Origin of the sequence: Clostridioides sp. GD02377 (assembly GCF_045899875.1) — a bacterium.
In the GTDB taxonomy this organism is placed as follows: domain Bacteria; phylum Bacillota; class Clostridia; order Peptostreptococcales; family Peptostreptococcaceae; genus Clostridioides; species Clostridioides difficile_A.
On record NZ_JBJODA010000019.1, the window covers coordinates 48,318 to 73,818 of the forward strand.

At 28.6% G+C, this 25,501-nt stretch carries 23 protein-coding genes; all 23 read right to left on the bottom strand.

The window, feature by feature from the left end; all coding sequences use genetic code 11:
• Window positions 1-55: 55 nt before the first annotated feature.
• Window positions 56-256: a 50S ribosomal protein L31 gene (gene rpmE / locus Q3304_RS16285; RefSeq protein ID WP_021386394.1), complete on the bottom strand. Its 201-nt coding sequence runs from the start codon at window positions 254-256 to the stop codon at window positions 56-58.
• A gap of 152 nt (window positions 257-408) precedes the next feature.
• Window positions 409-2,013 carry a transcription termination factor Rho gene (gene rho, locus Q3304_RS16290; protein ID WP_176702557.1) on the bottom strand — a complete coding sequence of 535 codons (1,605 nt, stop codon included), beginning with the start codon at window positions 2,011-2,013 and terminating at the stop codon, window positions 409-411.
• Between the two features lie 499 nt (window positions 2,014-2,512).
• Window positions 2,513-3,478, bottom strand: coding sequence for a UTP--glucose-1-phosphate uridylyltransferase GalU (gene galU / locus Q3304_RS16295; RefSeq protein WP_407814555.1), 966 nt, complete (start codon window positions 3,476-3,478; stop codon window positions 2,513-2,515).
• A gap of 115 nt (window positions 3,479-3,593) precedes the next feature.
• Window positions 3,594-5,483, bottom strand: coding sequence for an oligoendopeptidase F (gene pepF / locus Q3304_RS16300; protein WP_407814557.1), 1,890 nt, complete (start codon window positions 5,481-5,483; stop codon window positions 3,594-3,596).
• Between the two features lie 350 nt (window positions 5,484-5,833).
• Window positions 5,834-8,206 carry a stage II sporulation protein E gene (gene spoIIE / locus Q3304_RS16305; protein ID WP_054271929.1) on the bottom strand — a complete coding sequence of 791 codons (2,373 nt, stop codon included), beginning with the start codon at window positions 8,204-8,206 and terminating at the stop codon, window positions 5,834-5,836.
• Window positions 8,207-8,295: 89 nt separating this feature from the next.
• Complete coding sequence (locus tag Q3304_RS16310) at window positions 8,296-9,216, bottom strand: Ppx/GppA family phosphatase (protein ID WP_407814559.1); 921 nt, start codon at window positions 9,214-9,216, stop codon at window positions 8,296-8,298.
• Between the two features lie 112 nt (window positions 9,217-9,328).
• Complete coding sequence (locus Q3304_RS16315; RefSeq protein ID WP_054271931.1) at window positions 9,329-9,613, bottom strand: septum formation initiator family protein; 285 nt, start codon at window positions 9,611-9,613, stop codon at window positions 9,329-9,331.
• A gap of 5 nt (window positions 9,614-9,618) precedes the next feature.
• Window positions 9,619-10,152, bottom strand: a complete 534-nt coding sequence (gene yabQ / locus Q3304_RS16320) for a spore cortex biosynthesis protein YabQ (protein ID WP_054271932.1) — start codon at window positions 10,150-10,152, stop codon at window positions 9,619-9,621.
• The gene (locus Q3304_RS16325; protein ID WP_003421411.1) at window positions 10,153-10,407 is read right to left on the bottom strand and encodes a YabP/YqfC family sporulation protein; all 255 of its coding nucleotides are present in this window, start codon (window positions 10,405-10,407) and stop codon (window positions 10,153-10,155) included.
• A 61-nt stretch (window positions 10,408-10,468) separates the two neighbouring features.
• Window positions 10,469-10,711: an RNA-binding S4 domain-containing protein gene (locus tag Q3304_RS16330; RefSeq protein ID WP_054271933.1), complete on the bottom strand. Its 243-nt coding sequence runs from the start codon at window positions 10,709-10,711 to the stop codon at window positions 10,469-10,471.
• 71 nt (window positions 10,712-10,782) lie between these two features.
• Window positions 10,783-11,061, bottom strand: coding sequence for an HU family DNA-binding protein (locus tag Q3304_RS16335; protein ID WP_003421415.1), 279 nt, complete (start codon window positions 11,059-11,061; stop codon window positions 10,783-10,785).
• 88 nt (window positions 11,062-11,149) lie between these two features.
• The gene (gene mazG / locus Q3304_RS16340; protein ID WP_054271934.1) at window positions 11,150-12,598 is read right to left on the bottom strand and encodes a nucleoside triphosphate pyrophosphohydrolase; all 1,449 of its coding nucleotides are present in this window, start codon (window positions 12,596-12,598) and stop codon (window positions 11,150-11,152) included.
• A gap of 106 nt (window positions 12,599-12,704) precedes the next feature.
• Window positions 12,705-14,318, bottom strand: coding sequence for an oligosaccharide flippase family protein (locus tag Q3304_RS16345; protein ID WP_407814561.1), 1,614 nt, complete (start codon window positions 14,316-14,318; stop codon window positions 12,705-12,707).
• A 119-nt stretch (window positions 14,319-14,437) separates the two neighbouring features.
• Complete coding sequence (gene spoVT, locus Q3304_RS16350) at window positions 14,438-14,977, bottom strand: stage V sporulation protein T (protein ID WP_054271936.1); 540 nt, start codon at window positions 14,975-14,977, stop codon at window positions 14,438-14,440.
• Window positions 14,978-15,100: 123 nt separating this feature from the next.
• The gene (locus tag Q3304_RS16355) at window positions 15,101-16,096 is read right to left on the bottom strand and encodes a peptidylprolyl isomerase (protein WP_054271937.1); all 996 of its coding nucleotides are present in this window, start codon (window positions 16,094-16,096) and stop codon (window positions 15,101-15,103) included.
• 30 nt (window positions 16,097-16,126) lie between these two features.
• Window positions 16,127-19,513, bottom strand: a complete 3,387-nt coding sequence (mfd, locus tag Q3304_RS16360) for a transcription-repair coupling factor (protein WP_407814563.1) — start codon at window positions 19,511-19,513, stop codon at window positions 16,127-16,129.
• A 16-nt stretch (window positions 19,514-19,529) separates the two neighbouring features.
• Entirely contained in the window at window positions 19,530-20,090 is a 561-nt protein-coding gene (gene pth, locus Q3304_RS16365) for an aminoacyl-tRNA hydrolase (RefSeq protein ID WP_021386404.1), read from the bottom strand.
• A gap of 13 nt (window positions 20,091-20,103) precedes the next feature.
• On the bottom strand, window positions 20,104-20,658 hold the full coding sequence (locus Q3304_RS16370; RefSeq protein ID WP_407815452.1) for a prepilin peptidase: 555 nt from the start codon (window positions 20,656-20,658) through the stop codon (window positions 20,104-20,106).
• A 199-nt stretch (window positions 20,659-20,857) separates the two neighbouring features.
• On the bottom strand, window positions 20,858-21,640 hold the full coding sequence (locus Q3304_RS16375; protein WP_407814567.1) for a prepilin peptidase: 783 nt from the start codon (window positions 21,638-21,640) through the stop codon (window positions 20,858-20,860).
• Window positions 21,621-22,703 carry a type IV pilus twitching motility protein PilT gene (locus Q3304_RS16380; RefSeq protein ID WP_407814569.1) on the bottom strand — a complete coding sequence of 361 codons (1,083 nt, stop codon included), beginning with the start codon at window positions 22,701-22,703 and terminating at the stop codon, window positions 21,621-21,623. Before Q3304_RS16380 ends, Q3304_RS16375 begins: the two co-directional genes overlap by 20 nt.
• Window positions 22,704-22,807: 104 nt before the next feature.
• Window positions 22,808-24,346 (bottom strand): hypothetical protein, encoded by a 1,539-nt coding sequence (locus Q3304_RS16385; RefSeq protein ID WP_407814571.1) that lies wholly within the window; start codon window positions 24,344-24,346, stop codon window positions 22,808-22,810.
• Window positions 24,347-24,366: 20 nt separating this feature from the next.
• On the bottom strand, window positions 24,367-24,894 hold the full coding sequence (locus tag Q3304_RS16390) for a prepilin-type N-terminal cleavage/methylation domain-containing protein (RefSeq protein WP_407814572.1): 528 nt from the start codon (window positions 24,892-24,894) through the stop codon (window positions 24,367-24,369).
• Between the two features lie 36 nt (window positions 24,895-24,930).
• The gene (locus Q3304_RS16395) at window positions 24,931-25,500 is read right to left on the bottom strand and encodes a PilW family protein (protein ID WP_407814573.1); all 570 of its coding nucleotides are present in this window, start codon (window positions 25,498-25,500) and stop codon (window positions 24,931-24,933) included.
• Between the last annotated feature and the right edge of the window lies 1 nt (window position 25,501).

A 25,501-nucleotide genomic window follows, 5' to 3' on the forward strand; every position in this document is an offset into this window, starting at 1 on the left:
TGTTTTTTTGTAATAAAATAGGAGTTGGCTTCCTCCAACTCCATTTTTATAAAAATTAATCCATTTTGAATCTTTTTTTGAATTTGTCGATTCTTCCACCTTTTTCTATGTTCTTTTGTTTTCCTGTATAGAATGGATGGCACTCTGAACATATTTCAACTTTTATTTCGTCCTTAGTTGAACCAGCAGCAAATGTGTTCCCACAAGCACAACGCACTTCAACTGGATTGTATTTTGGTTGTATTTCCTTTTGCATTATAGTCACCTCTTCTCTTTATTTAAAAAAATTAATTATATTAACTTTCTTTTTACATTATCAACTACATTATTATAGCACAACTTATTATGCCATTCAAGTGATTTTTCCATTACTTTATATAATCTATATTTACATTTATATTACTAACTTTACAAATTCTTTATTGATTTTACAAACTCTTTATTGTCTTTAGTTCTTTTGATAAGCTCAATAACTTTATCTGTAATTTCCATTACTGAATTATTACTCATTTCTCTTCTTAATCTCCAAAGAGCTGTCTTTTCTTCATCATCAAGCAATAAGTCATCTCTTCTTGTCCCAGATTTGTAAATATCTATTGCAGGGAATATTCTTTTTTCAGCTAATTTTCTATCTAGGTGTAATTCCATATTTCCTGTACCTTTAAATTCCTCAAATATTACATCGTCCATCCTAGAACCAGTTTCGACTAATGCTGTTCCTAGTATTGTCAAAGAACCACCTTGTCTAATGTTTCTAGCTGCTCCAAAGAACTTCTTAGGTCCATGAAGTGCACCAGGGTCAATACCTCCAGACAAAGTTCTACCTGTAGGAGATATTGTAAGGTTATATGCTCTTGCTAATCTAGTTATACTATCTAGCAAGATTACCACATCTTTCCCATGTTCAACTAATCTTTGAGCTCTATTTAGTACCATCTCTGCAACTTTAACATGATGGCTTGATACTTGGTCAAAGGTAGAGTATATAACATCTCCTTCAATAGATTCTTTCATGTCAGTAACTTCTTCTGGTCTTTCATCTATAAGAAGTACTATAAGTTCAACATTTGGATGATTTTTAGCTATGCTATTTGCAACACTTTTTAGAAGAACTGTTTTCCCAGCTTTTGGAGGTGCCACTATTAATCCCCTTTGTCCTTTTCCTATAGGAGAAATTAAATCTATAATTCTTGTAGCTATTTCATTTCTATTAGTTTCCAGTGTAAGTCGCTCTTCTGGGAATATTGGTGTTAATGTCTCAAATGCATTTCTTTGTATAGCTGTATCAGGGTTTTCATCATTTATTTTTTGAACGTATAAAAGTGCTCTAAATTTCTCTCCACTTTTTGGATGTCTAGTTATCCCTTTAATTTTATCTCCTGTTTTCATATTAAATCTTCTTATTTGAGATGGCGAAACGTAAACATCTCCTTCAGTAGATAAATAATTTGAACCTCTTAAAAACCCAAAGCCATCTGGCAAAATTTCAAGTACACCTACTACTTCATCTTCTTTTGATGTGTTAAATTCATCAACTATTTTAGATTCATCGACTTGTTTAGGCATATAATAGTTTTTATTATTATTTCTGACCATTCTATTAGATATATTTGATGCCTTATTACAATCATTTACATTCGTTGTCTTATTATAATCGTTTCTTTGATTTCTGTTTTCTTGGTTTTGGGAAATATTTTGAGTATCTATTTCTTTCTTGTTGTATGATTTGGTAGGGCTCTTATATTCAACTTCTTTTTCTATACTCTCACGCTCTATATTTTCTTTTCTATTTTTTATGTCTTCTTTAATCTCTTCATTTTTTTCTTTAATCTCTTCGTTTATTTTTTCCTCATTTTTACTTTTAGAATTTATAATCTCAATTAACTCATTTTTCTTATATGTAGTAATTGATTTTATTTTTAATTCTTTCGCTATCTCTCGTAGCTCAACTAAGGTTTTACTACCTAATCCTTCTAATACTTTATCATCTAAAATCAAAAAAATCCTCCTCATCTATATATTCATTTATATACATACTTATTTTGGAAATTGAAGGCATGAAAAAGAAAAGTTTTATTTAAACAGTTAAGTCTAATAATATCACTATTTATACATTATGGTCAATAAATAAAATTTAAAACACTATCATCTATTATATTATTGTATTTCAAGTCCAATCTTAGCACATTTTTATAAATTTATCACTATATTTATATCTTATAATAATATTTTCCCTTAAAATATGCAACTATTATAAAAATTTTTTTTTACATTTATAAATTCTAAAAACCATATATAACTAAAATATTGTAAGTTTTTAACTACATTAAGTTATATATGGTTTTTATATTTATGTATATTCATTGTAGTTATTTGTCCTATTACATGGTTGCAATCATGCTTAAAACAGCTGTTATACTTGTTAACACAAGAATTCCTACAATCCCAACAGCTATTATTCTATTAATTTTTTTCTGACTTGATTTTGCCACAGTACATCACCTTTCACTAATTATTTTTGAATTTCAAGTTCTCTAACATCAGAGACCTCAGGTAAACCTAATTCTTCATCTGTACTATTGTATAACACATTTTTATCTTTATCAAATTCGTCACATACATGTTTTAGATACTTTATAAAATCTTTCTTAAGGTCCTCTTTCTTTAGAGCAAAATCAACAGTAGCTTCTAAAAATCCTAACTTATCACCAACATCATATCTCTTTCCTTCAAAATCGAATGCATACATAGCTTCTTTTTTAGACAATATTTTTAGAGCATCTGTTAGTTGCACCTCTCCACCTTTACCTGGTGGTAAATCCTTAAGAATATCAAATATTTCAGGAGTTATTATATATCTACCTAAGATAGCAATATTTGAAGGAGCTTTTCCTGGCTCTGGCTTTTCTACCATATCTTTTACCTTATAAACTCTACCTTCTATATTTTTTGCCTCTATTATACCATATTTATTAGTATCTTCTGAATTCACTTTTTGAACTCCTAATATTGTAGTTCTATATTCTTCATATGCATCTGTTAATTGCTTTAAACAAGGTACATCATTATCTACAATATCATCACCTAACATTACTGCAAAAGGTTCATCACCTATAAAGTGTCTAGCACAGTAAATCGCATCTCCTAATCCTTTTGGCTCTTTCTGTCTTATATAATGTATGTTAATCATGTTAGATATATTTTGGACTATCTCTAACAATTCCTTTTTACCTTTTTTCTCCAAGTCAAGTTCCAATTCTACGGATTTATCAAAGTGGTCTTCAATAGATTTTTTATTTCTACCAGTTATTATTAGTATTTCCTCTATTCCTGAGGCCACAGCTTCTTCTATTATGTATTGTAGCGTTGGCTTATCAACTATTGGTAACATTTCTTTTGGTTGCGCCTTAGTAGCTGGCAAAAACCTAGTCCCTAAACCTGCTGCTGGTATTACAGCTTTTTTAACTTTAATTTGCATAGAATCATCTCCCACTAATTAATAAATAAAAAGTCCTATCTTCAATAGGACTTTAAACTTTTAGTATATTTTAACATTAATTCGATATATTTACCATGTGGATTATAATAATCTTTTATAATAGCTTTTCAAGTTCTGCTACTAAACTGTCAAATTTTTTAATTGTATTTTCTATAGGTTTTGTATTAGTTAAGTTTATCCCACTTGATTTTAACAAGTTTATTGGATAATCTGAGCTTCCTTTTTTAAGAAAATTTATATAGTTGTCTGAGCCATTTTTTAATATGTCTTGGGCAAAACTTACTCCTGCACTACAACCTGTTGCATATTTATAGACATAGAAACTATTGTAAAAGTGTGGGATTCTAGCCCATCCGACCTTAGATAATTGGTCTAATTCATAGCTTTGTCCATAATATTTTTTAAGAAGTTGTCCCCAAACATCATTTAGTACTAGTGCATTTACACTTTTCTCTTTTTCAACTAACTCATGTATAGTCTTTTCAAATTCAGCATACATTGTTTGTGTATAAAGAGTATCTTTTATCAAGTCTAAATATTGTGTTATATAATAAGCTTTTTCATCATTACCTTTGGCTTCTCTTATAAGCATTTCATAAAGTAAAGCTTCATTAGTTGTAGATGCAACCTCATGAGTAAATATAGATGGATTTGAATTAAAATAATTTTGATTCTTAGAACTTAAATATTCGTATACAGCATGACCAAGTTCATGAGATAATGTTGAAACTGAACTTAATGAATTATTATAATTCAAAAGTATATATGGATGATTTTCATAAACAGATAAGCAATATCCACCACTCACTTTATTTTCATGTGAATAAACATCTACCCATTTTTCATTGAAAGCTTTATAGACTACATCATTATATTCTTTTCCTAGAGGTGATAACGCTGAATATACTATACTCTGCGCTTTCTCATAGTTAATATTATTATCAACAGCCTTAACTATAGGCACAAACATATCATATGAATGGACCTTATCTAATTTTAAGACTTTTTTTCTTAAATCTATATATTTGTGTAAACTGTCCATGTTCCCATTTACAGTTCTTATTAAATTATTGTATACTTTTTCATCTACATTATCAGATTCCAAATACATTTCTATCGAAGACTCATATCCTCTCTCTTGAGAATAAAAAATGTTCTTTTTAACTTGACCAGTAATCAAGCCTGCAATTGTATTTAGATTATCATTGTAAGTTATAAGTTCATCTTGATAAGCTTTTTTTCTATTTTCTCTATCTGATGATTCTAGCTCACTAGCATATTGAGCTGGTGTTAAATTAGTTTTTCTATCCATATTTCTAAACAATTCATAAACTTGACTTGGAAGACTACTTATAGAAGACACTTTGCTTAGGATGTCTTCTGACTTATCATCTAAATAATGCACTTTGTTTCTTCTTATATCTCTTAAATATGCACCATATTTTCTATTTATATTTTTATTTGAAATAATTTTCTTATAATCTTTGTTTGATAATTTTAATATCTCTAATTCTAAATCTGAACAAATCCCCATGTAGTTTCCATAAGATTTACCCATAATATCATTCATATCTAAGTATTTATATGAATTTTTATTAGTATCTTGTTTTAATTTTACATAGGCAGATAGTCTATTTAATCTTATATCAAGTTTTTCCTTGATATTTAAGGCAAAAGACAAATGTGTTGGCGATTTTGTTACTTTACCTATGTAATTTTTTAACTCTTTTGTATCTTTATCAAAACTCTTAAGTTCTTTTTTCCATTGGTCATCACTTTTAAACAAAGATTGTAAGTTCCAACATGTTTTTTCATAATCTATTTCTTGTTTTTTTTCAGCATCATCTTCAGTATCATTATTCATGACAGTAACTGCTCTATCATTATTCTTTTGATATCCTTGGTCAGCTTTTATACTTATTATTAACATGCAAAAAATAGAAATAAATAAAGGTATTATTGCTTTGCACAATTTTCTATTCATAAAAAGCCATCCTTTCAATAAATTTACTTAATAATAGGATGGCTTTTTTTAGATATATTATTCAATTATTCATACTATATAAATAAATATCGAATTAATAGTTATCCACATAATAATCAACATATTCACAGGCTTTGTTTACCTAGAAATTTAGTTATTTCAACATGAATCTCTTTTGATAATAGCTTTTGTTTTTTCTTTTTTTACATTTTATTAACATTTATGCCATACTTATCAACAAATTTTGTTGATTTATATGTTTTTTTTGTTAATAACTATACTTTTTTCAAAAGTCTATTAACATATTATACACAAGTTATCCACATATTATGCACAGAATTTTATAAACTTTATTTTGTACATATCTTCGTAACTAAAGCAGTCATATCATCTTCGATTTGTAACGCTTGTAACTCTAATGCTCTATCTAAGATTAAATTTGAAATTTCTTTTGGATTTGTAGTCTCTATATTCTTTAAGAAGTATATTAACCAATTATCTCCCAAATTGTTATTTCTTCCTGCATCTACAATTCCATCAGAAACCATTATGACATAGTCTCCCTCCTTAACTTTTACATTTTTTCTATCAATTTTTACATCAGATAATATACCCACAGGTAATGATGATGATGATATTAAATCGACTTCTCCATCACCTCTTTTTATATAGGTAGAACACGCTCCCATCTTTATAGTTTCTAAACAACCTCGTTTTAAATCTAAAATTCCTAAATCTAAGGTTGAAAACATCTCCTCTGAAGACTTTAATAGCAACATATTATTTATAGTATCTATAACTATTTCGTCTTTAATTTTTGCATCTATCATTTTTTCTAATATATCAATAGTGGCAGAGGATTCTTCATATGCTTTTTTACCTTTTCCCATACCATCACTTATAGCCATCATATATTTACCATCATTTATCTCCATATATGTGTAATTGTCTCCACAAAGAATATGCCCATCCCTTGACATGGCTGAAACTTCTGTAACAGCCTTATATTTCTGAGATTTAACGAATGTTGCCTTACATTTACCTCCTAAACAATGGCACCCTATTTTTCTAACAGACATATTTTCACCTACTAGGTCTGAAATTATGTTTACAATTTTATCTTCACACATACAACCATCATGACAAGTTTTCTTTTCTATAGATATTTCAAATTCACTGTTACTTTTCGTTAAGTAACTTACTTTATCAACGGTTATGTCATATCTCTCTAATTGCTCATATATATTTTTTTCTTTTTCTATATCCAGCATTATATCGCTCTCTAAATCTTGAGACAATGATTTAATTGATTTTGAAATACTTCTTATTTGATTTGCTATTAATTTTCTACTTTCTGAAAACTTCACACTCCAATCATAATCTAATACAAACATTTTGTAATAGTGATTTGATATTTTCACTATTGACTCTGGTTTCATACATTCCTTTCTAAAGTTTTTAGGTATATCGTTTAGATTTAACTCCCCTTTCTCTTCAATTTTTTCAAGAATGTTATATATCATAGTGTATGTATGATTAAATCTTGATTCCCAACACATTCTTCTCATACTACAACTTTTACATTCATCATTATGAATCATATCTATTACATTTGCTATATCTCTTTGGTCTAGTACCTTATCTTTTTCTCTTATCTTATCAAATGTATCTGCAAGGTCATCGTAAGTTTTATAAATACTATTTAATCGACTATTAGTTAAGTTCTTACTTCTCATAATATAATCGTATACGATTTCATTTGAAGCTACATTACTTTTTATTAATTTCTCAATCTTACTAAACAACTTCTCTGGTAACACTATAACTATTAAACAGCCCAACAATATATCTCTTAATTGCATCATATTAGAAGTAATACCAGAAGTATATAGGTATATTATTGTCCAACTTAGAATATATCCTAATATACAGAAATATTTATTTATTTTATTAAATGCGCCACTTATTAATCCTGAAAAAGAATATATACCCATATAAATGGCTGATGTTATGTTATTTAAAATGGATGCTACGCCAATAATTACACCACTAGATGCTCCCATCGTAGCTCCTCCTACTATTGAGGTCAGTAATATCAATACGGTGGACAAAATAGTCCTTATCGATATTCCAAACAAGGATATATCACCTATTCCCATTATGCTAAAGGTTAGCAGTAAACTTATTGATATAGCTTCTTCTGTACGTACGGACATCCTATTGTTGACATTGGCCATCAAACCTATCCCATAAGAAAATACATATACAGATATAAACATTATTATTGCTTCTACACCTGCTATAAGAAGATTATACATATACCTATTTGAAAAGAAAGCTTGTCCCATGGAAATTGGAAGTAATATCATTGCACTTATAAATGCCACCTTAGCAATTGAATCTGATAATTTTAATTTTTTATTCACTGCCATAAATATTGTAAGGCACACAGCATATTTTGCTACATTTCCAAAATCATTAGATGATAACAATATTCCTAATAATGTTGATATGAATACAGGTATCTTGTACTTGTCAATCTTTGATGCACATATAAAAAAGGCAATTCCTAAAGGAGCTACAGAGTCTACTATAATAGACCTACTAAGTAAAAATCCCATTACGGCGAATGCCACCGTAGTAAAATCAATATATCCGCTTATTAATTTTATGACATTTGGTTTTACAGTCTTACTCTCCACAACTGCTACACTTCTTTGCATAAAAAAACCTCCTCTTTTGTTTATATTAAGAATTGTAACAAAGAGGAGTAATTTTTTTTGTCATAATCGGTTTTAAAAATCAAAAAATATTAATACATTTTTTTTGACTTTTGACATATTAAGCCTTCCAAATTATCGTATTCACTTACGGTTATTTCTTCTATTTCTAATTTTTCCATTATTATATTCAATATTTTTACACCAGCAGTTATAATATCCGCACGTTTTTCTTGTAGGCCTTTTAAGTTCTTTTTATCACTTAATGTCATGTTTATTAATTTTTGTAGAATTTCTTCTATTTCTTTTTTGTGTATTTTACTATTATGTATTTTTTCCATAGAGTAGACCTCTAATTCTTGATTCATTGCTGATAATGATGTAATCGTTCCACCTATGCCTATAAGAGTTTTTAATCCTCTTCCTTTTATATAATTTAAAGTTTCATTAATCTCGTTATATATAAATGAACTCATATTTTCAAACTCTTCATCTTCAATAATATCATGCTTTAAAAATCTCTCTGTCATTCTAAGAGCACCTACATTTTCGCTTTTATTAAATTTAATTCCATCTGAGTCGCCTATAATAAATTCTGTTGAACCTCCTCCAATATCTATAACAATAATATTGTCATCACCTTGTATGCCTTCTAAGACACCCTTAAATCCTAGATTTGATTCTTCTATTCCTGTAACTATATCAACATCTATCCCAGTTTCTTCTTTTGCTAGTTTAACAAAGTAATCTCCATTTTTACTATCTCTAAGGGCAGATGTTCCCATACAGTATACTTTTTCACACTTTTCATCATTACACTTATCATAAAATTTTTTTAAGGCATCTATGTTTCTTTGAATAGCATCTTCTTTTATATATCCTTTACTATCTACACCATGACCAATTCTAGTTGTATTAACAAATTTTTTTCTGTTTGTGAGATTTCCATCTCTATAATCTGCTATCAATAATCTCATTGAGTTTGTCCCAATATCTATAGCTCCTACTTTCATTATAAAATACCTCCTCAATAAAAATAAAAAGCCATTCTTAAACTGAATGACTTTTTTATTAAATCTTAAATTTTAAAATCAATACATCTGTAAACTTATTAGCAAGTTTTAGTCAACGGTTTATATCAACATAAACGGTTTCATTAGGCTTTACCATATTTAATCTTTTTCTTGCTATCTCTTCTAAGTCTCCTTCATATGATTTTTCATCTTTCTTTAAGCTGTTTATTTGTATTTCAGTCTTTTTTAATTGTTTATTTAGACTTGCTATTTCTTTTTTATACTCTTTGGCTTTTGTGTACTCAAATACAAACCCTGTCATCATACTAAAAAGTGATATTCCTAAAAATAAACTGACAACAATAATTTGTCCTGAAAATTTTTTTCTTAAGTTCATTTTCCCTACACCCTTTTTTTGGTTTTATTTTTTTTCTTCTTATGTTTTGATTTTTTCTTGCTCTTTAACTTTTTATTTGATTTTCTTTTTATACTTTTCTTTGTTGCTATAAATATATTAGGTATATAAAATATAATATCAAATAGTAGGTGTAGTGAATAGATTATAACGTAATACAAATTATTTAAAAAACTGACTATGTATTGTACAACTTTTTTTAAAAAATTCCTCACAAAACAGATTATTTTATTGATAATTGATAAAACAATTTTACTTATGGTGTTATAGTATAAAATAAAACCAATAAACAAAGCCACAAAATGGTAATATCTTAAATCAAAAAATTCTGTAAGGTTTATTGTTACAAATATTATAGCTGTTGCTAGAAACCAAAATAATACATCAAAGATTATCGCGAAATAATTGATAAATTTAAAGTTTCCTCTTAGACCTCTATAAAAATCAAACAATACTCCTATAAGTATTCCACCATAAATAGTAGCATAAAAAATGCTTACATCTTGAGTGAAAGGTATCATTTATCTAAATACCTTTTTCAAGAAACTCTCTTGTGGCTTTTTAGGCTTTGCATACACCATAGAATTTATAGTTCCATCTATGCTAATTATATTTTCGTCTATACTTAGCTTGCTCATATCTAGGTTCTCGCCTTCAATTACCATCTCGCCTACAGAAGTTTTAAGCTCAACTCTTTTGTCATTAAAAGAATATATGTGCTCGACTCCTGAAATAACCAGCTTTGATCTATCTTTCAAAGTTATGTTCTGTTCCATAATATCCCCCCAGTAAATATTTCACTAATACTACTATTAATATACTAGAGGACTATCAATTTTATTCTAAAATTTCGTACATTTCTTTTGCATCATTTTTTAGCACATGCTCTTTTACTTCATTTATCTTAAGCCTCATCTTTTTCTCTCCAAATTGTATTTCTAAGGTGTCTCCAATATTCACTTCTGAAGAGGATTTAGCAACTTTTCCATTTATAGTGACAATTCCCTTATCACATGCATCCTTAGCAACAGTTCTTCTCTTTATAATCCTAGATACCTTTAAAAACTTATCTAATCTCATAATTATCACCTTCCTTAGTTCTATAGAAAAAGTGTGGCAAATTTATCCACACTTTTTCACAAGATTTCTAATTATCCATTTATTATATCCTTTAATCCTTTTCCAGCTTTGAAAACTGGTGCTTTAGAAGCTGGTATATCTATAACTTGCTCTGGATCTCTTGGATTTCTTCCTTGTCTAGCAGCTCTTTCTCTTGTCTCAAATGTTCCAAATCCAACTAATTGAACTTTTTCGTTATTTACTAGTGCATCTTGAACAGAACTCATAAATGCGTTTAATGCAGCCTCTGCTTCCTTCTTTGTTAATCCACTTTTTTCTGCCATCTTTGATACTAATTCAGCTTTATTCACGATATTTACCTCCTAAAAATGTTTATAATATAGACTTCTATCTTTGTGATAAAAGTTCTAGATTTTTGACAAATTTCCTTCCACAATTTTATTGTTTTTTAGCCTGATTCCAAAATTCATCCATCTCTTCAAGTGTCATGTCTTCTAATTTTTTATTTAAATTCATTGCACTTTTCTCCACAAACTCAAATCTATTTATGAATTTATCGGTAGTACAGTTCAAGGCTTCTCCTGAGTCTATGTCTAAAAATCTAGCTAGATTTACTATCGAAAATAATAAATCGCCTAGTTCTTCCTTTATGTATTTTATATTCCCGACCCTGTGTTCGTCAAGTAATTCCTGATATTCTTCTTCAATTTTTTTAAATACATCTTCTACATTGTCCCAATCAAAGCCAACAAGGGCTGCTTTATGTTGAACTTTACTAGCCTTCATAAGAGCTGGTAAATGCTTTGGTATCCTTCTAAGGCTATCTGTTATAGTGCTTTCGCCCTTCTCTTCTTTCTTTAATTCTTCCCAAGTTTTTTCAAACTTAGACATATCTAGTTTTACACCACTAAATATATGAGGATGTCTATTAATTAATTTTTTACATATTCCATTTACTACTTCTTTTAAATCAAAGTAGCCTTCCTCATTTCCTATCTGGCAATGGAATATAACTTGTAAAAGAACATCTCCTAGTTCTTCTACCATTTCATCTATATCATTATTGTCGATTGCATTACAAAGTTCATATGATTCCTCTATAACAGAATTTTTTAATGATTGATGTGTCTGTTTTTTATCCCATTCACATCCAGATGGACTTCTAAGTGTATTAACTATTATTTCTAAGTCATGTACTGTATTATACATCTTTTTAGAACTTTTGGGTATATATAAGCTAGTTAAATAGTCAAAAAAGTTTTCATTTCTGTCCAATTCGCACAGTTTTATAAACTTTTTACTTTCTAAATCTTTGACACCTGCTCCATTTACTATACATACTTCTTGATTATAGTCATAATATTCCATAAGCTTTAACTTTACATTAGATGCTATAAATTTATCATATACTTGAGTTATTATCATACTAGTATTCAAATCTATATATGAATTTTCTATTTCAAAAGCATCTATCAATTTAAATCCCTCAGATGGGTCTATAGCCAAATAGTTAAACATAGCGTCTACAAAGCTCATAGAAGGCAATATTTCTACTGTTATGTGCTTTTCATTGGCTATTCTTTCTATTATACTTACAGTCTTTTCTGCGACTCTTGGATGACCAGGAACAGCATATATTAAATCACCCTTTGTAGATTCTTCTATGATAAACTCAGATATTTTTAAATAAACATTTTCAAAATTTTCTTCATTTTCATAAAAATAGTCTAATGAAGTGTATTGTATAGTTTCTTTAAGTTTATCAATTATTGGATGTTTCTCTGTTCTAAAAAAAACTCTTGGGCTATTTCTTAAAGATTCTAACGCACCTTGGCTTATAAGAGAATAATCTCCTGGTCCAAGACCTACAATACTTATCTTACCCATAACATCACTCCTATTAGCAAATTTCACTTTATTTTTATATTCTTATACAAATAAGGAGCTTTACTATTTGTATAGTATTTCCTTTATTTGCATATATATTCCTATATTATCTTATAAGCTTAACTTTTTTTAACAATTTATATAATTTATCACCTTTTGGCATAGTCAAAATCTCTTCTTTTTTAATTCCACCTATTCCAAGTATAACTACTACATATACAATTCCACCAACACATATTGCAATTATTGTAGATATACTATTTCCCAAGAATCCAACTAAAGCTCCATAACTCAATTTAACCATTATAAACATTGTCAAAACTGTTATAAATGGCTTTATTATAAATTCTTTTTTAGGGAAGCTTACATTCATATGCTTTTTAACGTATAACAAGTTAATCATAGCTGCAACAAAGTATGCTGTAACTGTACCAAATGCAGAGCCTAATACATTAATATCTGGTATTCCTGTTAAAGTATAACTTATCACAATCTTACATAACATACCAGCACATAAGGCAATTACAGGTACTATTGGTTTTCCCATACCTTGAATTATACCAGTTAATGTTTGTATTAATCCTAAAAATAATACACATGGAGTAAGAGTAAATAAAATAGTTCCTACAGAAGATGGTTCATGTGGAAACAAAAGACCCATTATTGGTATTGCTAAAGAAGCCATACCAAACGCACAAGGTAATACTATAAGTAGAGTTACCTTAACTGCACTCTTAGTATCTTTTCTAGCTTTTGTCTTGTTTCCTAATGCATATGCTTTAGAAATTGCTGGAACTAAGCTCATACTCATTGCAGTTGTTATAACTGCTGGTAAATTTATTGTGGCCATTGCCATACCTGTCAACTGACCAAACATTGAGTTCGCTACTTTGTATGTATAGCCTGCTTCCATAAGTCTTCTTATCACGATAACATTATCTATCATATTCACAAGTGGCATTACTGATGCTCCTATTGTTATAGGAATAGCAACAGTTAAAAGCTTTTTAAAAATATAAGAAACTCTCTCATCTTTAAATCTTTGACTTGCATCTATCTCTGCTCTACGCTCTTTTCTCCCTAGCATATAAGCAAACATCAAATAAATCATAGATGCTACTGAACCTATTGTAGCTCCTGATATAGCACCAGCCGCCCCAAAAGTTTGACCTAGACTTTTCATAAGTAAATAAGCCAAAGTAAGACCTAATACAACTCTAAAAAATTGCTCTGCAACTTGAGACACAGCAATCTTAGTCATATCCTGTCTCCCTTGAAAATATCCTCTATATGCAGACATTGCAGGAACAAATAATAATGCTGGAGCAATAGCTTTCATAGAGTATAATGCACCTGGATTTTTCATTACGTTTGTTACTATGTAGTCAGCACCAAAAAATAATATACAAAATGATATTATTCCAGTAATAAATAAAACTGTATGTGATACTTTAAATATCTTATTTGCACCTTTAAAATTTCCAACAGCAACTTTTTCTGAAACCAACTTTGCCACAGCTGTTGGGAATCCAGCAGTAGCTAATGTTAAAAATAGAGTATACACAGGATAAGCAGCCTGATAGTATCCCATTCCTTCTGAACCAATCATGTTACCAAGAGGAATTCTAAAAAATCCTCCCATTATTTTTACGATTACACCCGCTAGTCCAAGTATAAGGGCTCCTTTTAAAAAAGAGTCTTTATTTTTGTTATTGTTCATAACATAACCTCCATACTGTTTATATAACAAACTTTAATATACCATATTTTTAATGCTATATTCAATATTTTACACAAAAACTTCAAAAGACCTTCATTTAAAAGGTCTTTATGATAAAATTATTGAACTTGTTTTCCTAAAAAGTTAGCAGCTATTTTTAAAGATTTTTCTTCACTCTCTGCAATTGTATCTTTATCTTTTGAAACGACTACAATTGAACCTATACAGTCTCCAGATGCACTAATTATAGGCATTATAACTTGGCTAGTGTATTCTTTTTGGTCTTCTTTAAATAAAGGTAAAATATTTTTATCTTTTGAATATTTTACTGTTCTTTCACTTATTATTGCTTCTAACTCATCACTTATACTTTTGTCTTTATAATCTTTTTTAGGAAGTTTAGATACAGCTATTATAGAATCTAAGTCTGTTATCAATACACCATATCCTAGTACTTCAGCTAATGTTTCAGCATATTCTTGAGAGAATTCATTTAATTCCCCTATTGGAGAGTATTTTTTAAGTATGACTTCTCCATCTTTTGCTGTGAATATCTCTAAAGGGTCTCCTTCTCTAATTCTTAATGTCTTTCTTATCTCTTTTGGTATAACTACCCTTCCAAGATCATCTATTCTTCTAACTATGCCTGTTGCTTTCATATTTTTTAATCCCTCCATAAATTACTTTAAGTTTATTTTTACCATTGTTAAGAAAAATATACAAAAAAAGCTATATCTTATCTAGATATAGCTTTTTTAAGCATATTACTCTTTTTTTAGTTTTTAGATTGTGATTTTATCTATTACTTTTTCATCTTTTTCTACTTTAGCTTCTTTAGTTAATTTTTCTATTTGCTCTTGATACTTATTTTTTAATAATTGGTCTTTTATAGTTTCTTTTGCATCTTCAAATGAAGTTTGCTCATTTACTCTATCTGTTACTTTAATTATATGATATCCATATTGAGTTTCAACTAAATTAGATACTTCACCCTTTTTCATAGAAAAAGCAGCTTCTTCAAACTCAGCAACCATTTGACCTCTTGAGAAGAAACCTAATTTACCACCATCACTTGCTGTAGAGTCTTGTGAATATTTTTTTGCTACTTTGGCAAAATCTTCACCTGATTTAACTTCTTTAAGAGCTTCTTCAGCCTTTTTCTTAGCTTCTGCTTTTTTATCATCTGAAAGTGGTTTGTTGTTATCATCTACTGTTTTCAATAAAATATGAGAAGCTTCTACTTCATCTTTTTTAAATTCATCTTTATGTGAATCATAATATTTTTTCAGTTCTTCATCTGATATCTTAGTCTTTTTAGTAAAACTACTTTGATAATTTTGCATAGCTAAATCTTTCTCTTGTTGGTCTCTTAAAAATTCGTCATCTATTCCTAGTTTTTTAAGTTGTTCTTTATATTTTTCGTCTTTGCTCATAGCATCTTTTAAATCTTTAAAACTTTTCTCAACATCTTCTTTTTTAGGAAGTAAGTTATCTTTTTTAGCTTGAGAATATATTACTTCTGTAGTTATAAGTTGGTCAAGAATTAAATCCTTAAACTTGTCCTTATATTTTACACCTTTTTCAACTTCCTTATCCCATATATCTTTTCCATAAGTTTGTTCCATAGAATCTTTATAAAGAGCTATAGTCTTTTTAAATTCATCTGATGATATCTTTGACCCTTCAACTGTCGCCACAGTTTCTCCTTTACTAGAACTACAGGCAGTCATAGATACTACCAAAATCATAGCTATTGCCAACGTTATTACTTTTTTCAAATTTAAAACATCCCTTCTTAAATTTACAAGTTATTTTGCCTTGCACATTTTTTCTAATAATTCTTCTAATTCTGTAACTATATTATAACCTATTTTCTGTTTAGTTCTATACTTTGTTATTGGAACTAATAATATTTCATCTTTTAATTGTCTTATTTTTTCTATTTTCAATATTTTACACAATGATTTTATATAAGCTATTGTAAGTAATGTCTGAACTGGTTTAGGTATATCAGAGAATCTGTCCTCAAGTTCTTCTTGTATATCCAGCATATCCTCTTTGTTTTCAATAGAAGCAATTTTTTTGTACATTTCAATTTTAATCAATTCATCTTTTATATAATTATCTGGAATGTATGCATTTACGCTTAAGTCTATTTCAACATCAATTTCTTCAACAATAGGCTCACCTTTAACCTTTTTAATTGCATCATTAAGCATTTTAACATACAAATCATAACCTATAACCGCCATATGACCATGTTGTTGAGAACCTAAAATATTTCCAGCTCCTCTTATTTCAAGGTCTCTCATTGCTATTTTAAAACCTGAACCAAACTCTGTAAACTCTCTGACAGCTTTTAATCGTTTCTCAGCTATTTCACTCAGAGTTTTGTCTTTTTCATATAAGAGATATGCATATCCTTGTCTTGAGCTTCTGCCTACCCTACCTCTTAATTGGTAAAGTTGAGCTAATCCCATTTTATCTGCATCATATATAATCATTGTATTTGCATTGGATATGTCCATACCTGTTTCGATTATTGTAGTACAAACTAGTACATCATAATCTTTATTTAAAAATCCTAGGATTATATTTTCTAATGATTTAGAAGTCATTCTTCCATGTGCAACAGCTACTCTAGCATCTGGTACGAGCTTTTGAATCATGCTTGCCATCTCTTCAATATGCTCAACTCTATTGTATACGAAAAATACCTGTCCACCTCTACTTAATTCTCTCTCTATTTCATCTTGAATTACACTTTCCTTACTCTCTGTAACATATGTTATTACAGGATGTCTTTCTTGTGGAGGTTCTTCTATAACACTCATATCTCTTATTCCACTTAGAGACATATGTAAGGTTCTTGGTATAGGCGTTGCTGAAAGTGTAAGTACATCTACTGTAGATTTAATTTTCTTTAAAGCTTCCTTATGTTTTACCCCAAATCTTTGCTCCTCATCAATAACTACAAGACCTAAGTTTGGTAAATTTATATCTTTGGATATTATTCTATGCGTCCCAATCAAAATATCTACTAATCCTTTTTTAGCATCTTCAATAATTTGTTTTTGTTGTTTTGGAGTTTTAAATCTGCTTAAAACTTCAACTCTTAAAGGATAATTTTCAAATCTTTCTTTAAATGTATTATAATGCTGTTGAGCTAATATGGTTGTTGGAACTAGCACAGCAACTTGCTTTTGGTCCATACAAGCTTTGAAAATACTTCTAATAGCTACCTCTGTTTTTCCATAACCAACATCTCCACATACAAGTCTGTCCATTACCTTACTTGATTCCATATCTTTTTTAGTTTCTTCTATTGCTTTTAATTGGTCTTCTGTTTCTTGATATGGAAACAACGATTCAAACTCTGCCTGCCAAGGTGTATCTTTTGAGAACTTATATCCTTGTATTTTTTCACGTTTTGCATAAAGTTCAATTAAATCCTTTGTCATGTCCTCAATTTCTTTTTTGACTTTTGCTTTTGCCTTTGTCCATTCATTGGTTCCAAGCTTATTTAACTTAACTTTTTCTACCTCTGCACCGATATATTTCTGTACTTTATCCATCTGGTCTATTGGTACATATAGGTTATCTCCACCTTGATAAACTATTTTCATGTAATCTTTTTTAATAGCATTGACTGTAATCTGTTCAATCCCTGTGTATCTACCTACACCACTATTTTCATGTACTACATAATCACCAACACTTAAATCTAAAAAGGATTCTATTTTTTTCCCTTTTTTAGCTTTTTTATTACTCGCTTTAGATGCTCTTTTATAAACACCTATCATTTCATTATCTGTTATAACAGCAAACTTTATGGATTTATACTGGAAACCACTGTTTATATGTGCAGGTACAATTATAATTTGAGAGGATTTAATCTCAAGGTCTCTATCTTTAGAAATAGTTGTTTCTAAGCCTTTATCCAACAAATCTTTACTCAACTTAGTTGCTCTTTCCAATGTATTTGTTGCTAAAATTATTTTGTATCCATTGTATTTCAGACGATTTAATTCTTCAATTAACAAATCTACTTTTCCATTGAATGTAGGAACTTCTCTACTTTCAAAGTTGATTATAGATTTTATAGAAAAATTATTTATAGACTTTGGCAATAGTGAGTTTAAAACTACAGACTTGTCTTTTACTAGATATTCTAAGTCTGTATAATGATATAATAATTTTCCTTGGTTTTTAATAGCCAAGCCTCTTTCAAGATTAAGTTTATAATTTTCTCTAAACTCATTTATATAATTTTCACATCTCTCTTTAAGTCTTGTTATATCATTTATAAATACTATTGCATCATCTGCTAGATAAGTAAATATACTTTTGTTTTCTTCTGGATAAATATAATCTATATAGTTTTCTACTCCTTCAAAATAAGTCTTGCTTGATATATAGTCTATATTTTGAAATGTACCTTCATCAGTAATCTTAGTTGTTTCTTTTTTTAGTTTAACTAATGCATCTGTAGTTTTCTCTGGATAAATAAATTCTCTGGATGGGGTAATAGAAAACTGTTGTAATTTATCAATTGATTTTTGCGAATATACGTCAAAAGTTCGTATGGAATCTATCTCATCATCAAATAATTCCATACGAATTGGATTTGTATATTCAAGTGAAAATACATCTATAATTCCACCTCTTATACTAAATTGACCAAACCCCTCTATTTTTGAAACTCTTTCATATCCTAATGAAACTAGTTTTTCAGTTAATTTTTCTAAATCTAAGCTGTCTCCCACCCTATAATGAGATACACTATCCAGTAAAACTTGTTTTGGTATGTATTTTCTTAAAACCGCTTCAATAGAAGTTACTAAGATTATTTTTTCTTTATTTGCCAGTTTTAATAATACCTTTAATTTTTTTGCCTCTTCGTTTCTGTCCTTTGCATCTAAGTGATAAAAATAAATATCTTGAAAGCCTAAATATTCAACTTTATCTTCAATATAAAAACTTAAATCTTCATATACTTTCTTAGCTTCTAAATCACTACTAGTTATAAAAATCATTTGTCGTGATAAATCATTAAATATAGAATAAGATATATGAGGTTTTTGTACTGGTAAAAGTCCATTAACTAATAATGAACCTTTTGTATTTTTTATACAGTTTATTATATCTTTATACTCTTTTGAATTTTGCAAAGGATATAAAAAAACATCATTCATTTAAATCTCCCTCTCACTATCCATTGTATTTGTTCATAGACATATCTATATTTTCTCTTATTATTGAGTCAATAGCACATGCTGCTTTTTCTAGTGCTTCATTTATATTATCAGATTCTTCTTTTCTAAATCTAGAAAGCACAAAGTCGGCTAAATCTTGCCCAATTGCTGGCTTAGATACACCTACTCTTACTCTTGGAAAATCATTTGAACCTAGGCATTTAGTTATAGACTTCATACCATTATGTGTTCCCCCACTTCCCTTTTTTCTTATACGTATTTTTCCAACCTCTAAGTCTATATCATCGTATACTACTACTATATTACTTAAATCAACCTTATAATATTTATATATATCTATTAATGTTTCTCCACTTAAATTCATATAAGTTTGTGGTTTTACTAATAATACTTTTTCAGTACCTACTCTACCTTCACCAATTAAAGCTTTATGCTTTATTTTAGTGACACTAATGTTGTATTCTTTTGCAAGAATATCTATAACATCAAATCCAACGTTATGTCTAGTCTTCTCATATTTCTTTCCTGGATTACCTAACCCTACTACTACGTACATTTCTTACCTCCTGTTATATAAATTTGTATAACAAACTATAATAAAAATCAAATATATTATACTCTGTAAATATTATTATAATTGTTGATAAGGAAATAAAAGGTGTAAAAGGAATCTGCCTTTTTATGTTTATACCTTTAAATATTTTAGTTATGTATAAAACAACAAAAAACAAAAACGCTAAAATAAATGATAAAACTATCACATAAAAACCATAATTATTTCCCAATGCAAAGCAACATAAGCTATAGAGACCTACATCTCCATAGCCTAATCCTTTTGTTAATTTAGCAATAATATAAGGTATAACAAAGCCTATTGCTAGTCCAATTATATGATTTATATAGTCAAACTTAACAATATTGCAAAATACCAAAAAAATTATACCTTGAACTATTATACCACTAACTATTGTTATATCATATACATATATTGTGTAGTAATCTATAATGGATATAATTATTAGAAATGGAATTAATACCATATATTGTACACATTCTACACTAATTCCAAACTTTAGATATATTAATACAGATAAAACTACAGTTATTATGTAAATAAAAAACATATTATATAGATTTTTCTTTCCTCTAGCACAAAAAATATCTAGAGATTTATTTATCAAATGCGCAAAAAATAAGGAAATTATTATTATATACTCCATAGTCTACAGCACGTTAGTAATAGGGTTAATAATAATATTGTCCTTATTGAATACTTTAATTCATTTTTATAAAAATTAAAACTTGATTAAGTTTAACTATTTTCTACATAATCATAGAAAAATAAAGTTCAAGTAACTGTTTCCCACATAAGATTGTTATTAATGCTCCAATTGATATAAATGGACCATAAGGTATAACAGAATTGTATTTCTTTCTCTTTATCTTACTTAAGATTATCACACAAATTCCATATGCTGCACCTACATAAACGCTTAGTAGGGCAGTCAAAAGACCATTTTTAACACCCATATAAAGACCTATCATTGCAAATAGTTTAATATCTCCTCCACCCATACACTCTTTTTTTACTATAAATTCAATAAGAAGCACAATAAGCCAAACGCTTCCTCCACAGATAAAAGCTCCTATAATGGAATTCTTAATTGGTATTTCTTTAAAAATGAGATTAAAAATTATAGCAAATATAGCTCCAAAAATCAGTATTCTATCTGGTATTATAAAGTGGTCAATATCTATAAATGTTATTATAATCAGTAAAGACACAAGAACTAAATAATAAATGGTTGTTGTAGATATTCCATATATCATAAACACTGTTAAAAATAAAATTCCTGTAATTAATTCTACTAGAGCATATCTACTAGAGATTTTCTCACAACAATATCTACATTTTCTACCACTTATTAAATAGCTTAGTACTGGTATTAAGTCTATAGGCTTTAATCTAGTGTTACAACTCATACAATGGGATGGAGGTCTAGAAATAGATATACCTTCTGGAATCCTAAAAATGCAAACATTAAAGAAACTTCCAAATACTAATCCAACTATAAATACGTATAAATTAACGATTATAATGTCCATTATAATTTACTCCACCTATCATCCTTGTCATAAACTCTTGGTCAGTACATCTACTAAGTGCCATATCTTTTGTAATCTTTCCGTTTTTATAAAGTTCCATTAAATCTTGGTCCATAGTCTTCATACCTGCTTTAACCCCAGTCTGTATCATGTTTGGAATCTGATATGTTTTTCCTTCTCTTATTAAGTTTTTTATTGCTGGAGTAGCAAACATCAATTCAATAGCAGCTATTCTACCTTTTTCATCAGCTGTAGGAAGTAATTGTTGTGACACTACCCCTTCACAAACTGTAGATAGCTGAGTCTTTATTTGTTGCTGTTGAGATGGTTGGAACATATCAACTATTCTATCTATTGTCTTAGCTGCTCCAACTGTATGTAGTGTTGAAAATACCAAATGCCCTGTTTCTGCTGCTGTTAATGCTATTGACACAGTCTCAGGGTCTCTCATCTCTCCTATTAGTATTACATCTGGGTCTTGACGCAAGATAGCTCTAAGAGCTGAGTGAAAACTTTCTGTATCAGTTCCTACTTCTCTTTGATTTACCAAGCTTTGTTTATGATGATGTACATATTCTATTGGGTCCTCAAGTGTAATTATATGTTTTTGCTGTGTTTCATTTATTATATTTATCATACTTGCAAGTGTTGTACTTTTACCACTTCCTGTTGGACCTGTAACTAAAACTAATCCTTTATGCCTTTCAGTAAATGACCTTATATTTTCTGGAAGACCTAATTTCTCAAAAGTTGGTATCTCTGCTGTTATAGTTCTTATTGCTATTGCGTAATCGCCTTTTTGTCTATATGAGTTTACCCTAAATCTTTCACCTGTTTTTAGAGAAGCTGAAAAATCAGCTTCTCCATGTTCTTCTATTACTTTAAACATAGATTCCCCTGCTATGTCTTTTGCCATTTGCATTGTTATTTCTGGTGTAAGTATCTGCTCACTTAGCTTTACAAATCCGCCTTTTACTCTAGCTACAGGATTCGTTCCAACCGTTATGTGTATGTCTGATGCGTTCAGTCTTATACCTTGCTCCAATAAATCATAAATATACATAATATTTAATCTCCATATCTTTTATTAGTTTACTTATTTTTAAGTAATAAATATACAAAGTTAATTTATTACTTATTCGTTTATACTAAGTTGTATTTTTGTGTTTAGTTTACCTTTTTGTATGAACTTATGTCATGGCTAATTGAAATTTTGTCTTTTATATCATAATTATCTAATATATTTGAATCTACATTTATATTAAATTTAACTTTAGCCTCAACTTCATATTTTGAATTTGAGTTTTCTTCAACACCTAATCCGAGGATTTTTTCTTGTCCTTCTTTAATTTCTACCTCTTTTATTCCGTCTTCATCCCCAGTTACTATTAAACTCAATTCTGACCCTGAGCCATTTTCTTTTAATTCTGGCCAATCTTCTTTTGTCATATCATAGTCAGCTTTGTAAAAAGGTATTTTTATAGTAGTGTCTTCTGTTTTATCAACTTCTTGAGGTTTTAATTCTTTCAGTCTGCACTTTATTTCTGCTAAAAGATCATTTTGTATATAATTGAAGTTTGTTATCAAAGCCATATTGTCATATCTAACTGGTATCTTCTCATAAGACATACTTTTTAACTGATTGCATTGTTCTGATATCTCATATAATAAATCTTTATATTCTAGAAAAGCTTCTGCCGTATTTTTATTACCATTAGATATATTATCACTTAACTGTTCAAATTTTCTTACATTATTTCTCAAATGAACTCTTAAGGAATTAAATCCTTCAGTTTGATTTGGTAAATCTTTCAATAATACTTCTAATTTCTCCCATGTATCCTTCCAATTATATTTCTTACTATTCATTATAGAACTTTGTATTAAGTCATAATATTGTTGAGAATTTGGAATTCCATCAGATACCTCTACTTTTGGGTCATCAATATGAAATGTATGTCTATACTCAATCATATTTTGCATTGCCAAGGAAATATTATCTAGTGCCTTATAAGTGTATGAAAATGTAGGATTTAATTGTTCTTTTTCAACTTTACCTTCATCTAAGAACATTTTTAAAACAATATCATTATTTATTAACTTTGTTTCAGTAATCGTAGTTGAATTTATATCTCCATCCAAAACACTTTCACTTATTTTATTTATATCTCCAGAAGTATAATTCTTCAAGATTGCTAATATAGAATCTCTATGTGATAGAATATTTATATTTACTTCTTCAAAATCTCTATCATCAAGTATATTTAAATCCTGTAATTTTTTTAACTCTATACTAGCTTTTTCTAAATCTGAAGAAGCCTTACTTAAATAAGACTTTATATTATTCATATAACCTAATCTTTCTTTTGGAAGATTTTCATCATCTTGATTATTAATATCTGTCTCTGATATATTCCTTAATGTTGACCTAGATATAGATTTTTCTTTATTTTCATTTTTAAACTCATTATCTATTTTTTCAAGCTCATCATATAATTTTGTATATGTTTTATCAATACTATTTTCCACACATGTTTCTGCCAAATACTTTGCTTGTATACCCTCATTAGTAGTCTTTGTAGATTTTATTCTATTAGCTATCTGATTTGAAAATGTCAATCCCACAATAGAAAGCAATGCCACCACTACCAAAACTAAAACTAAAGCTGCCCCTCTTTCACTTTTAGATTTATTCCACTTCCTCAAAATCTCACCCCCAAGTAAAATTATTTATCTTTAAATATTTCAGTTACAATTTTAACTTCTTTTTTACTTGAATAGTCATTCATACTTTTCCCAATTGCAGTTATTTTATATATTTGACCATTTTTATCTTCTACAGTAATCTTTATCTTATTTGCAATACTTTCTTTGTCAATTAAATCTCCATTTTTATCTTTTATAGTTGTACTCTTTTCGTATGGAGTATCATATAGACTCACATCATCCTTACTAAGTACTTTATCATACACTACTTTTTTTGACTTATCTATTAGTTTTTCATACACAACATTCCCATCTTCTTGTTTATCTAAACTATCAAAATCAAATTCTCCACTCTTTATTTTTCCCCTCAGATTTTCTATTTCACTTTGAACATAGTTTAAGGAACTTATATCTGTGTCATTTTTAGTGTTAGCTTTGTTATTAGTATTGATAATGTTAAAAAATGCAAATAATATAATTCCCATAATAGCCAGGGCTACCAGCACTTCAATTAAGGAAAATCCTTTTTCATTACTCTTTTTACCCATATTTTATCAACCTACTTATTTTTAAATAAATTCTTATTACCCAATTCTAGACATAACATCAAATGTATAAGTCTTATTGTTTAAATCACTGTCTTTCTGACTTTCTTGTGTTGATTCATTATAGTATATACTTACAGTATAAATATATTTATCAGTTTGCTTCTCTATTTTAAATGGTGTTTCCTTCATTTCTTTATTATTTTGAACTAGTGGTTGATTAGAGATTATTTCTTCTCTAACTGCATTATCAGCATCAGAAGTATTTTCTTGAATTCTCGTTACAGAATATACTCCTGTATTATTTTTGGTTTCTATAGAAACTTCATACCTTACAATATTATCTGGTGTCTCTATATTATATTCATAATTACTACCTGAGCTAGCTTTGGTTACCTCTTTACAGTTTTCTAAATCCCTATTTAGATACTTATTAATCAAATTAACATTTACTTGAGCATCTGTAATGATTTGTTGTTTCTTTACTGCTAATGTTATACCATTAAACACTTTATAAGAAATACTTAAAACTATAGTCAATATAAATACAGCTACGATTATTTCTAATAAGGTAAGACCTTTTTCATTATTTTTGTACAAGTTTATCACC